The organism is Nitrospira sp. Nam80 (assembly GCF_965152575.1).
Map to the genome: position 1 here is coordinate 893913 of NZ_OZ224216.1, position 12039 is coordinate 905951.

11 protein-coding genes are annotated in these 12039 nt (G+C 59.4%); 7 read left to right on the forward strand and 4 right to left on the reverse strand.

Annotation, left to right across the window (positions count from 1 at the left end):
- Position 1 precedes the first annotated feature (1 nt).
- The 4 genes from ACWGXE_RS04365 to ACWGXE_RS04380 all read right to left on the reverse strand — a co-directional run bounded on the left by ACWGXE_RS04365 (position 2) and on the right by ACWGXE_RS04380 (position 4178).
- Positions 2 to 1156: a 2'-deoxycytidine 5'-triphosphate deaminase gene (locus ACWGXE_RS04365; RefSeq protein WP_447601621.1), complete on the reverse strand. Its 1155-nt coding sequence runs from the start codon at positions 1154 to 1156 to the stop codon at positions 2 to 4.
- Positions 1153 to 2286, reverse strand: a complete 1134-nt coding sequence (locus ACWGXE_RS04370; protein WP_447601622.1) for a KamA family radical SAM protein — start codon at positions 2284 to 2286, stop codon at positions 1153 to 1155. Before ACWGXE_RS04370 ends, ACWGXE_RS04365 begins: the two co-directional genes overlap by 4 nt.
- 74 nt (positions 2287 to 2360) lie before the next feature.
- Complete coding sequence (locus ACWGXE_RS04375; RefSeq protein ID WP_447601624.1) at positions 2361 to 2606, reverse strand: glutathione S-transferase N-terminal domain-containing protein; 246 nt, start codon at positions 2604 to 2606, stop codon at positions 2361 to 2363.
- A 90-nt stretch (positions 2607 to 2696) separates the two neighbouring features.
- The gene (locus ACWGXE_RS04380) at positions 2697 to 4178 is read right to left on the reverse strand and encodes a hypothetical protein (RefSeq protein ID WP_447601625.1); all 1482 of its coding nucleotides are present in this window, start codon (positions 4176 to 4178) and stop codon (positions 2697 to 2699) included.
- 234 nt (positions 4179 to 4412) lie between these two features.
- Here ACWGXE_RS04380 and ACWGXE_RS04385 point away from each other — a divergent pair, with 234 nt between their 5' ends.
- The 7 genes from ACWGXE_RS04385 to ACWGXE_RS04415 all read left to right on the forward strand — a co-directional run bounded on the left by ACWGXE_RS04385 (position 4413) and on the right by ACWGXE_RS04415 (position 11720).
- On the forward strand, positions 4413 to 5900 hold the full coding sequence (locus tag ACWGXE_RS04385; RefSeq protein ID WP_447601627.1) for a phosphatidylglycerol lysyltransferase domain-containing protein: 1488 nt from the start codon (positions 4413 to 4415) through the stop codon (positions 5898 to 5900).
- Positions 5897 to 9004, forward strand: a complete 3108-nt coding sequence (locus ACWGXE_RS04390) for a PAS domain S-box protein (protein WP_447601628.1) — start codon at positions 5897 to 5899, stop codon at positions 9002 to 9004. Before ACWGXE_RS04385 ends, ACWGXE_RS04390 begins: the two co-directional genes overlap by 4 nt.
- 139 nt (positions 9005 to 9143) lie before the next feature.
- A complete protein-coding gene (locus ACWGXE_RS04395) occupies positions 9144 to 9974 on the forward strand; it encodes an AAA family ATPase (RefSeq protein WP_447601629.1) in 831 nt (276 codons plus the stop codon).
- 49 nt (positions 9975 to 10023) lie between these two features.
- Positions 10024 to 10485: a hypothetical protein gene (locus ACWGXE_RS04400; protein ID WP_447601631.1), complete on the forward strand. Its 462-nt coding sequence runs from the start codon at positions 10024 to 10026 to the stop codon at positions 10483 to 10485.
- On the forward strand, positions 10457 to 10807 hold the full coding sequence (locus ACWGXE_RS04405; RefSeq protein WP_447601633.1) for a DUF167 domain-containing protein: 351 nt from the start codon (positions 10457 to 10459) through the stop codon (positions 10805 to 10807). The genes ACWGXE_RS04400 and ACWGXE_RS04405 overlap by 29 nt, the downstream gene beginning before the upstream one ends.
- The gene (locus ACWGXE_RS04410; RefSeq protein WP_447601635.1) at positions 10804 to 11268 is read left to right on the forward strand and encodes a glycine zipper family protein; all 465 of its coding nucleotides are present in this window, start codon (positions 10804 to 10806) and stop codon (positions 11266 to 11268) included. Before ACWGXE_RS04405 ends, ACWGXE_RS04410 begins: the two co-directional genes overlap by 4 nt.
- Complete coding sequence (locus tag ACWGXE_RS04415) at positions 11259 to 11720, forward strand: hypothetical protein (RefSeq protein WP_447601636.1); 462 nt, start codon at positions 11259 to 11261, stop codon at positions 11718 to 11720. Before ACWGXE_RS04410 ends, ACWGXE_RS04415 begins: the two co-directional genes overlap by 10 nt.
- The last annotated feature ends 319 nt before the right edge of the window (positions 11721 to 12039 follow it).

Consider the following 12039-nt stretch of genomic DNA (forward strand, 5'->3'; position numbering starts at 1 on the left):
GTTACGCCTTGAAATGTTTGCTGAGGGTCAAGCCTTGTCGCTGATAGGAGGATCCCAGCGCAGCGCCGTACAATTGCGACGGCAGCCGGCTCATGCGGTCGTAGACCACCTTGAAGAACGTTTGCCCGTCATGAATCAGAAACGGCACATCGTGCGGGCGCACTTCCAGCACGACCTGGGTGCCGTGCAATTCGCCCTGCCCGTATCCGAACCCGGGATCGAAAAAGCCCGCGTAATGAGTGCGAAGTTCGCCGCAGGCCGCTTCATACGCAACCATCTCCGCGGCGTAGCCGGGCGGCACCCGGATACGTTCTTTGGATGCCAGAATGTAGAACTCCTCCGGTTCCAAGAGAAGACTATCCTGGCGATGGCGCATGAGCGGTTCCCAGAAATCCAGCGCGGCATAGTAGCCGGTCTTCGACCAGTCGATCACATGACTATTCTTCTTGGCTCGATAGCCGATCACCGGACGTTCGCCACGATCCTGCCCCTTGAGATCAATCCGGAGAAATAGCCCCCGATCGGTCCGCACATCACGGGCGGCGAGCGGCTTGGATCCCCCGGCGTTGTGATACAGCAACGGCTCCGCCTGATGAAGGCGCTTCAACTGCGTGTCCGGCACCATCGCCGCACCTTGGATAAATCGGATCTGATTCAGCGAATATCCGGTCTTGACCTTGATCGTAAAAGACCGGGGAACGATCTCCAGGAACAAAGGCCCTTGATAGCCGGGCCGGATCTCGTCGAACCCGGCGTTCATGTCGGTGACGACGCGCGTGAAGACATCCAGCCGGCCGGTCGTGCTCTTCGGGTTGGCCCTGGCTCGAACCGTCGCAGGGAGCCGCAGGCTTTCCATGAGCGGGACCAGATACACGTGGCCTTTTTCGAGGATGGCGCCCTCCGTGAGGTCCATCTCATACATCACCAGATCCGACTGATAAAAATCCAGCACGTTGAGCCGGCTGCTGATTTCCGACAGTTCCGGAAGGAAGCTACTGATCAGGCGATAGGCCTTCCGTCCCAGCCGTAGATCCAAACTGGCCGGTTGAACCTGGCGCTCCTCGATGGGAAACTCCGCGCGGATCACCTGTCGCGCAATGAGCGCTTTGATGTGCTGGTACGGCAGGATGCCGCCCCGGCTCCCGGGCGCCTTCACAGGTCGTCCAATCCTCCGTCGCATCCGTTCGGCGAGCCGTTGCACGGCCGGCCGGCTCCGACCATCGGCAGTTGGCGACTCGATCCGTTCTTGGGCTGCGGATAATGAAACGTTTTGCGCTCATAGTTGCGCAGGATGGCGCCGTCCTCGTCCATATGCACCACATAGTCTCCCGGCAGCAAGGGGATCTTCCCGCCGCCCCCCGGCGCATCGATAACAAAATGCGGCACCGCCATTCCGCTGGTGTGACCTTGCAGCGCCTTGATGATATTCAAGCCGACCTCGACCGACGTGCGGAAATGATTGGTGCCTTTGGTCAAATCCGCCTGATAGAGATAATATGGTTTCACGCGGGCCAACAGAAGCTGATGAACCAGCTGTTTCATGACCTCCGGATCATCATTGACTCCCTTCAGTAGCACAGTCTGCGCTCCAAGGGGAATCCCGGCGTCGGCCAGCATCCCGCAGGCCGCCTTGACCTCCGGCGTCAATTCGTCGGGATGGTTGAAATGCAGGTTCATATAGACCGGGTGATAACGCTTCACGATCTCGCAGAGCTTCGGCGTAATGCGCTGCGGCAGGCTGCCCGGAACGCGCGACCCGATTCTGATCAGCTCTAGATGAGGAATCGTGCGCAATGCCTTGAGAATTCGTTCGAGCAGCGGGTCCGGCAGCAGCAGCGGATCGCCGCCCGACAGAATGACGTCCCGGACTTCGGTATGCTCGCGCAGATAGCCGATGGCGCGGTCCAGTTCTCCCTTTTTCAGAAACCCGGGCTTTCCGACTAGTCGCTTTCTTGTGCAGAAGCGGCAATAAATGGGGCATTGATTCGTCACCATGAGAAGCACCCGGTCCGGATAGCGGTGCACCAAATGGGGAACCGGGCTCATGAGATCTTCTTCCAGTGGATCGTCCTCGGCGTCGGCATCCACCATTTCTGCAACATCGGGAACGACCTGTTTCCATATGGCATCGCCCTTGGCCTTGATCGTGGCCAGCACCGTCGGCGTAATGCGCATCGGATAGTCGCCGACGATCGATTCGATTTCCTTCTCATCCACGCCCAACCGGTGAGCCAGGTCTCTGGGCTTGACGATGCTCTCGGCCAGCACGCGCTTCCAATCCTCCACGTGTTTATCCTTTCTCCCGCCGTTCTGCGGCGCCGCGGCAGGCGACATCGGTCAGCCGGCCGGACAACAAGCCGTCATTCATGCTTCGCGACATAGTGGGTGTCGAGGTGAGACAGGATCTCGTGCGTCTCGGTGAGAATGCGGTCACCGTCCCGGAGCACCGGAACGTAATATTGTCCGGAGACCTCATACACTTGCTTGCGGAGGGGCCGAAAATCCGGGACGATGACATCCTCGTAGGAGAGGCCTAGTTCGGTCAGCTTCTTTCGCACCAATTCGCATTCCGGGCACCAGTGCACATGATAGAGTGTTAACGCCATGGTTATACCAAATTATGAATTAATAATGGTGAACGTTTGAGTTTTGGGTTATGGGTTGTGAGTTCTGAATTAGGAATTGTGAATTCTGAATTAAGCCGAGTTGGTGTCAGAGGCTTCGGCACAGGGCGCCATAATGGCGTCTTCCATGCCGTGAATGATCTTTTTGTCGGCGGAACAGACGGTGGCCAGGATTCCGCCCAACTGGATCTTGTCCTCCGCCACGAAATAATAGGGCGAGAGACGGGCGCGCCCGGACATGGGGACCACCCGATCGCTCTCATCGGCGTAGGTGCAGTCGAAGAGGCGGCCTTTGTGAAACTCCTGTAGGACGTGCGGTGTGGCGGGAAACGCCGCGAGCGCCTGCGTCAGGGCGGCCGACCATTCCGTCTGCGCGACATCATGTCCGATGACCACGCCGCGGCTGCCCCACGCCAGCTCGGAAAATCCCGACGGTTTCACGACCCAGCGCCGTTCCTTTTGCGAGGCGGTTCCCAACTCGCGGTAATCGGAAATGGGATGTCCGTTCATCACAAGATCGGGGATGACGGCAGTGGGCGGGACCGGTTGGGGATCGAGAATCCATGTCCGGGGCATCACATTGGACAGCCTGCTCTGAACCGGTTCCCCCAACTCGCGCAGCCAGAAGTCCTGCAACGCCGGGTGATGGAACAGGCCGAAGGCAAGTTTTTCCTCCAACGCCGGTTTATACGGAGGCGTGACGGCGACACGGGCCTTCTTCGCGGCATACATGACTAATTCGGCCTTGGGAACATTCTTGAGATCGAACAGTTCGAAGAATCGATAGACAAGGCCGACAGGCCGGTTTCGACCTTCAACAAAGAGGAAAAGGCCTTCCTCGGTGAACCGGATTTCTCGCGGTTCCACGCAATAGGTTTCGAGACCGATGTCGGTGAGACGACCGGCCAACCACCGCATTTCAGGTCGATAGTCGCTCGCCTCCTCGGACACGATGATTGCGGCACAGCCTGTGTGCTTTCCGCGCGCCGATCGCAACATGGCTGCGAACCCATGGATCATGCCGTCCTGCCCGCCGATAAGCCGTCCGGCTTCTTCATTGAGATCCGCGTAGGCTTGCGCCAGGCAGGCGGTGAGGCCGATTCCTCCCGGCACGGAATCCAGCTCGGTGATGACCATGCCGGTTGAAGTAGGAAGCACATCGGGTCGGATGACCGCGGGAAGCGCGTGGCGAAATCGGTTCATACGGCCGAAGGCGATGAGAGCGTCGGGTTTTCCTTGATCCAGGTATCCTGCCGCCCAGGAGGGCCGTATTCCACGCGCGCTTTCAATATAGAGACGGTTGAGGGCGCGGTAGAAGGCCAACAGGTCCGGACCGAGCTCCTGAAAAAACCTCACCTGTTCCGCCGACAGGCGAAAAGGAACGGGGGAAATGCGCCAGCGAGCCGCACGCCCGGTGGAGCTGTGCTCTGCCGCCGCCTCATTCAATGGAGGCGTGAAGAGACCCGCTCGAGTCAGGGAGTCACGAATGGCGGTGCAGCGTCGGCGGGCTGATTCGGAACCGACGGAGTCAGACAGATTCTGTGTCAGTGCCAATGATCATGTCCTCGAGGCGGTGAGACCGGCGCGACGCGCTGGTCGCCCGTCTCTGGTTCGAGGCTGGAGGAATCGTAACATGGCCCCTCGCACCCGTACAAGAGCGACGGGCCGGTTCAACTCAGGAGTCTGAGCGATATTTACGCCGCCGGAGTCGGTCAACCGATCCGCCACATCTCGATTGGAACCTGTCACTTTCTTGCCTCGCACGGTATCCCATCGTATGATGCGCTCATGACTCTACCCCTCGATGTGCCGAAGATGCGCCCGCTTCCGATGGTCCCGCAGATCGTCCCAAGCCGGACCTGTTTGACCTGCGAGGTCTGCTGCCGTTTCCCGGAGGCGGACAGTTTTTTGCGGCCTTATTTTACGGCTGAAGAGATTGCGCAGGCCGTTGCGCTGGGTCTTGACCGGTCTTTCTTTCCCAATCCGGCCGGAGGCCAGATCGACTTGGTTCCCCATCCGTCCGGAGAAGGATTTACCTGTCCGGCGTTCAACGTCGATACCTCCCGCTGCCGCATCTATGACGGCCGGCCGCTGGATTGCCGGCTCTACCCCTATGCGATCATGTGGGACTCGGCAACGAAAGATGTCGTGCTCGGATGGGACAACAAGTGCCCGTTTATGGACGGCGCTCCTTCTCAAGATATCGCCGGCACGGCCGATCGAACGGCTGCCCTATTGGAATCGGACATGGTCGCGCCGACCTTGTCGCAACATCCCCGCCTCATCGGGCGGTTTCAGGAGGACGTCGCGATTATCCGGCCGCTTCCGCGGGTCAGTGAGGCGTTGCAACGGGCTGCGAGCGCCCATGCCATGCGGCCGTTGACGCCGCAGGATCGTCCCCGCGTTGAAGCGGCCCTGGCGGCAACCAGGCCGAATGTGCCGATGCCGCTGGCGGCTTTCTCGTTTGCCGGCCACTATGTATGGCATTCCTCGCTGAACTACTTCTGGAGCGAGATCGAGCGGCATCTGTGTATTTTTGCCGGCTCGCCCGATGGAATCTTCATGGCACTGCCTCCGCTGGGACCCGGTCCGCTGCTGCCGTCGCTGACAGAAGCGTTTCGATACATGCGGATCAGAAATCGTGGAGCCCACACCACACGAGTTGAAAACGTGCCCGCCGAATATCTGCCCGAGATCGCGGCGCTCGGCTTCCGCCACGTGCCGAAGGAACCGGATTATCTCTACCGAGCCTCCGATCTGGCGGGTTTGCCCGGTGATCGGTATAAATCTCAGCGTGCCGCCTGCAATCGGTTTGAACGCGACCACCAGAGTCAATGCGAACCGTATCAAGCGGCCCACCGAACCGCTTGTCTGGAACTGTTCCGGACGTGGCGGGCGCAGAAGGAAGAAGCCGATCGACATGAATGGGGCGGGCTCTTGTTGGCCGATGCCGTGTCGGCGCATGAGGTTGCATTGAACGACCCTCAATCTGCCGGATTGATTGGTGCGGTCGTCAAAGTCGACGGCGCGGTGCGGGCCTACACGTTCGGCATGTGGCTGACACCGTCGATCTTTTGTGTCGCGATCGAAGTGGCCGATCGTACCATTCCCGGGCTCGCGCAGTTCATTTTTCGAGAATGTTGCCGGGCGGTTCAAAGCCGGGGTGCCGAATATATCAATACCATGGACGATTCCAACCTGCCGAACCTGGCCCGGAGCAAAGGTTCGTATCATCCCATGACGATGCTGTCCAATTTCATCGTGGTGGAACGGTGACCGTGTTTTCGGAGACGAACCCGGTTGCGGAACGGCCTCCCTACACCTGGCTTCCGGTCCTCATTCTCGGCATGACCATCGTCGCCGCGGTCATTGGAACGGTCATGGGGCGGTCCATCGAAACCAGCCTGGTGGAAGCAGCCGGACAAAATCTGACTTTGGGTGCCGCTGAGATCGCGGGGAAGCTCGACCGGCTGCTCTTTGAGCGCCACGGCGATGCCCAAATGATGGCGCATGCCTTTGCGGGGCGGATGGCCGACCGGAAATATCTCACGGACTATTTGCAGTGGATGAAAGAGTCGCATGAGCCCGTCTATCTGTGGCTCGCTGTGACGGACCCTCAGGGCCGTATCGTCGCATCGACGGACAATGCAGTCTCAAAGCTTGATGCGGGACAAACATCGTGGTTCCAGACCGTGCAACGGACGCACAAAATGTATATCGAGGAGTTGGAAACGTCCGCTTCCGGCGGCCGGCTGGAGGCGGTCGGGATTACAGCTCCGATATTCGGAACGAGGGGCGAATTTCTCGGCGCCGTCACGACCAGGGTCGGCTTGGGCACGCTCGAGGAAGTGCTCATTGAAACGATCCGGGACATTCAACGAACCGAACCCTCGACCGGTCCGTTCGACTATCTCTTCCTCACCAATGCGGGATACGGCTTTGTTGACTCGATCACCGACGAGACAGCCGGGCTGAATTTCAAGACGCTCCAGCTTCCGTCCGCCGTGTTGAGTGAATCCGGCAAACCGGGATACGTAGAGGAGGAGCATTTACGCCGTCGTACGCGGGTGGTCACCGGCTACGCCCAAACGAAGGGATATGGCGACCATGCCGGGCTTCGATGGACAATTCTCTTGCGTAGGGATCGGGACATCATCCTGCGTCCGATCCGAGCGATGACCTGGAGACTGGGTACGGCGGGTGTGGTCATATGGCTGCCGATGATGGGGTTGCTTCTGTGGGCCACCGGCCGCTTGCGCACGCAGTATCAGCAGGCTCATCAGGAAAGCGAATGGGCTCGCGCCGCGGAAGCCGCGCTGCTGCAAAGCCAGGAACGGAACCGGGTGATCGTGGACACCGCTTTGGATGCAGTGGTGTCCATGGATGCTGCCGGCGTCATCACGGACTGGAACGCGCAAGCGGCCAATATGTTCGGCTGGAAGCGCGAGGAAGCCTTGGGACGCCGCGTGTCTGAAACCGTCATTCCCGTTCGGGACCGAGCGGCTCATGATCAGGGGCTTGACCATTTCTTGAAGACTGGCGAGGGGCGCATCCTCAATCGGCGTATCGAAATGATGGCTTTGCATCGAAAAGGCCATGAGTTTCCCGTTGAAATCGCGATCTCGCCGGCTCGTCTCGGTGACGCCTATATCTTCAGCGCCTTTGTGCGCGATATCACGGCACGGCGGCGAGCCGAGCGGCGGCTGACCTCGCAGTATGAAGTCACGCGGGTCCTGTCCGAGTCCCGCACGTTGGAGGAAGCAGGCCCCAAGATCCTGCAAGCGATTTGTGAAAGCCTCGAATGGGAAATGGGCGCGTTCTGGCGATTGGATCGGCAAAGTCAGGCGCTCCGCTGTCTAGATCTGTGGCAGGCCCCGGCCTTGAAAGCGGAAGAATTTGTGCTGGCCACGTGGCACCATACCTTTGCCGTCGGGGACGGACTTCCCGGCCGAGTCTGGAAAACGGGCAAGCCTACCTGGATCTCCGATGTGCTGCGGGAAGCGAATTTTCCCCGCGCCGAAGCTGCGGCCAAGGTCGGGTTCCATGGGGCGTTCGGGTTTCCGATCAAGGTCGGGTCGGAAGTGGAAGGCGTCATCGAACTATACAGCCGCGAAATCGAGCAGCCCGACGAAGAACTGTTGAAAATGGTGACCGATGTCGGGCTAAAGATCGGGCAATTCGGCGAGCGCGCGCGTGCCGAGGAGGCGCTCCGGCGGACGGAAGCCTTGCTCCAGCAATCTCAGAAAATGGAGGCGGTGGGCCGGCTGGCCGGAGGGGTCGCGCACGATTTCAACAACATGCTGACGGTCATTCGCGGCTACAGCGAGCTGGTGTTGAGCCGGCTGGGACCGGGCGATCCGCTGCGTAAGGAGATTGAAGAAGTCAAGAAAGCGGCCGACCGCGCCTCCGGATTGACGGGGCAACTGCTCGCCTTCAGCCGCAGGCAATTCATCGCGCCGAAGATGCTCGATCTCAACTCCATCATCCATAATGTGGAGGGGATGCTGAAGCGTCTCCTAGGCGAAGATATCATCGAACTCTGTACCGTACTTGAGCCGGAGGCCGGCCAGCTCAAAGCCGATCCGGGGCAGATCGAACAAGTCATCATGAATCTCGCCGTGAACGCCAGGGATGCAATGCCGAGTGGAGGCCGTCTGACGATCGAGACCGGGAATGTCGAATTCGGCAATTATGGGTACCGCGCGCCCATGGGAATTGAACCGGGAGAGTATGTCTCGCTCATCATACGGGATACGGGGCATGGCATGGATGAGGAAACCCAATCCCATATTTTTGAACCGTTCTTTACGACGAAAGAAAAGGGCAAGGGAACCGGCTTGGGGTTGTCCACCGTGTACGGCATCGTGCGGCAGAGCGGTGGCTACATTGAAGTGGAGAGCAAGCCGGGGCGGGGTGCCACGTTCAAAATCTACTTCCCCCGTGTGGACGGGACCGTCGAAGAAACCGGCGGCGAGACGGTCGCCGCCGACTCCATCCGAGGAAGGGAAACCGTGTTGCTGGTCGAAGATGAGCCCGGTGTGCGACGATTGGTCAATGAAACATTGCGGCTCCACGGTTATACCGTGTTGGAGGCCCGGCATGGCATCGAAGCGTTGCTGACCGGAGCCAAACATATGGGGCCGATTCATCTCTTGCTAACGGATGTCGTGATGCCGCAGATGAGCGGGCCGGAGGTCGCGGAAAAGCTGGTCGTCGTCAGGCCGGAGGTGAAAGTGCTTTATATGTCGGGGTATCCCGACCATCCGGTCTTCTCCAAAGGCGGCGTGGAAACCGAACGATGCTTCCTGCAGAAGCCGTTCACACCGAGCGCGCTCGCGCAGAAGGTTCGGGAAGTGCTCGATAGCGCCAAGGTTTCGTGACGGCGTCTCGCGTTAGTGCCGATCGGCCCCGGCCGCACAGTCCGGCCTGATCCGATCTTGATCTTCCGTGTCATTCCGTTTATCGTGACGATTGAATCATCCTTCTACGCCCACGTTAGTTCATAGTTGCCTGAACCGCATGGACTCGTCCCAACCGCATAAGGGTCAAGAAGTCGGGATCGATCGATATCGCATTGCATGCGAACCGTTCTATGCGGAGGTCCGAGGAGAAATCGGCCTGTTTTCGATTGCCGCGCAAACCCGGATGCCCGTGATGCTGAAGGGGCCGACGGGCTGCGGCAAGACGCGCTTTGTGCAGCACATGGCCCACCGGCTCGGCCGTCCCCTAATCACCGTTGCTTGTCACGAAGATCTCACAGCGTCCGATCTGGTCGGCCGGTATCTCTTGAAGGGGCAGGAAACCGTCTGGATCGACGGGCCTCTGACAACGGGAGTCAAGCACGGCGGTATCGTGTATCTTGACGAGATTGTGGAGGCGCGTAAAGACACCACGGTCATTATCCATCCCCTCACGGACGACCGCCGGCTTCTCCCGCTTGAAAAGAAGGGACAGGTCGTTGAAGCGGTCGATGAATTCATGCTCGTCATCTCCTACAACCCCGGCTATCAGAGCGTGCTGAAGGATTTGAAGCAGAGTACCAAGCAACGGTTCATGGCGATGGAATTCGATTATCCGACGCCGGAGGTCGAGACCAAAGTGGTCGCGCATGAAGCAAAGCTCAGCGGGGACGTGGCCGAGCGGCTCGTGAAAGTCGGCCAAAAAATACGCAATTTGAAGAACCACGGGCTTGAAGAGGGGGTCAGCACGCGCCTGTTGATCTATGCCGGGATGTTGATGAACCGCGGAGTCGCACCGGATCGGGCCTGTGATGTCGCGCTGGCGCGGCCGATTACCGATGATCCCGACATGCAACGGACCATCATGGATCTGGTGAAGGCCGTCTTCTGAAGAGGTAAGAAGGCGAAGGCAACAATTAAAAGTGAAAGCTAGGGAGTGTATGAAATCACCGGTAATGCGAGTCCGTATGGCCCCCTTTTTTACTTTTACCTTTTTTCTTTTAGTGCTTACCCAGAGCGGCTGCAGTTATCTCTTCTATCCCAAAGCGAGCACCTACCTCGATCAAGCCAAAGGCACCACCGGAACCGAGACCATCACGAATCTGGTCGGCATGCTAGAGACAAGCACCAAGGAGGCCCGTTCCCCGCAGGCGTACCAGCGCGGCATGGACGATTTGCACAATCAGCTCCATGCACTGGACGATGCCTTTTGCCAGGTCACCAAGCAACAGGCGGAGACACCGGCCTATAGGAAAGCCGCGACGCTTCGCAAGGAGCTGTGGACGATTTTCAAGCCGCTCTGGCGCCATCGCGACGATCAGGCTGTGCGCGACGCACACCTGGACTTGTTCAGCGCTCGCTTGCAGGATCTGCGTGACGCCGTGCAGGGCATCAAAGGATAGCGATCTGGCACCGCACCGGCTGGTCTACGAAACCGATCGAGGGACCGTCCTGTTGATTCACGCCCAACCCAAGGCTTCGCTCACTGAACTTACCGGACAACATGGTGACTCGCTGAAAATACGTCTGGCTGCCCCGCCCGTGCAAGGTGCGGCCAATGACGAGCTGCGCCGCTTCCTAGCGGAGCGCTTCCATCTTCCGGTCGCCGATGTGCAGGTGCTGTCCGGACAGACTTCCCGGCTCAAACGCGTGTTGCTGAAAGGCCTTTCGGTGGAACAGGTCTGCGACGTGCTTGCTCTCCCCGTCCCGGTGAAACAGGCATGACGACGTCTTTGACCTTGTGCCGGCTGCGATTGTCACAGCCGCTCCTTGCAATGGTCATCGCCTGGATATTCTTCATCCTTGGCGGCTGCTCCGGGCCGGCGCCTGTTCTCTATCCGAACGAGCATTTTCAGTCTAAGGGCAAGGATGCGGCCGAGGATGACATTGATGCGTGCCGTGACATGGCGGAGGCGGCCGGCGCCAAGGAGGCTACCGGCCAGGCCGGGCAAGTCGCGACGAATACCGCGGTCGGAGCCGGGGTCGGGGCCGCGAGCGGCGCCGTCGGCGGCGCTATTTCAGGAGCGGCGGGCCAGGGCTCCCTGATCGGTGCGGCATCCGGCGCCGTATGGGGCCTTCTCACCGGGTTGTTCCGCGGCGGCAGTGCGCAGCCGAGCCAGGCCTATGTCAGCTTCGTCAATCGATGTCTGCAGGACAGAGGGTACGAAGTTTCGGGATGGCAGTAAAAGGGACGCCGCGATTCCTCCAACAGCCGATCAGCCTGGTGGCTGTTGCACTCATTTTCTTTACCGGGGTCGCGGCCTGTGCGGGGCCGGAGCCGATCCTTCGTTCCAACAATCGGCTACTTCTGTATGGGAAAGACGCCGCAGAACGTGAAGTGGATGCGTGCCGGGAGAAGAGCCAGCGCGCGGGCCTGAAGGATGGGACGGACCGGAGCGGCAATGCCGCCGCCGGAGGAACCATCGGTTTGGTCGGAGGAGCCGCTGTCGGAGCCGCCACCGGGCTGGTTGGAGGGCCCACGGGCGTCGCAATCGGCGCCGGCGCGGGGGCAGTCATCGGAGGCCTGTTGGGACTGATCGGGGGGGCGTATAAGCCGCTCCAACCGGATGCGCGCTTCACCGCTTCTATGGAGCGTTGCCTTAAAGAGAAGGGTTATGAGGTAAGCGGTTGGCAATAGTGAGCAGCTCAAAAAGGAGTGTGCTGTATCAGATTGACACATGACGAATCGGAGAAATTCCGATACCACCTATGATTATCCACTTGGATACACAATGGTTTGGTTAGATACAGTTCCAGTGGTCCTGCCTTTATTCTGTTCGTCCCATGTCTTTGAAATTCTGTTGGGAATACGCATTGCGGCATCCAGGCAGAATGCTTGCTTTCTCGCACTGAATTAAATGAGTCGGAAGAGCCCGCTCTACAGGGTTCCGTTCCGTGCCATGACATATCAGGTCGCTGATTGAGATCCACGGCATGACGAGTTTCTTTTCGGGGAC

What these genes read in the sequence shown, in the direction of transcription:
- ACWGXE_RS04400 (WP_447601631.1), top strand. Translation starts at nt 10,024, where the DNA reads ATGAAATCACCGGTAATGCGAGTCCGTATGGCCCCCTTTTTTACTTTT.
- ACWGXE_RS04415 (WP_447601636.1), top strand. Translation starts at nt 11,259, where the DNA reads ATGGCAGTAAAAGGGACGCCGCGATTCCTCCAACAGCCGATCAGCCTG.
- ACWGXE_RS04375 (WP_447601624.1), bottom strand. Translation starts at nt 2,606, where the DNA reads ATGGCGTTAACACTCTATCATGTGCACTGGTGCCCGGAATGCGAATTG.
- ACWGXE_RS04385 (WP_447601627.1), top strand. Translation starts at nt 4,413, where the DNA reads ATGACTCTACCCCTCGATGTGCCGAAGATGCGCCCGCTTCCGATGGTC.
- ACWGXE_RS04395 (WP_447601629.1), top strand. Translation starts at nt 9,144, where the DNA reads ATGGACTCGTCCCAACCGCATAAGGGTCAAGAAGTCGGGATCGATCGA.
- ACWGXE_RS04410 (WP_447601635.1), top strand. Translation starts at nt 10,804, where the DNA reads ATGACGACGTCTTTGACCTTGTGCCGGCTGCGATTGTCACAGCCGCTC.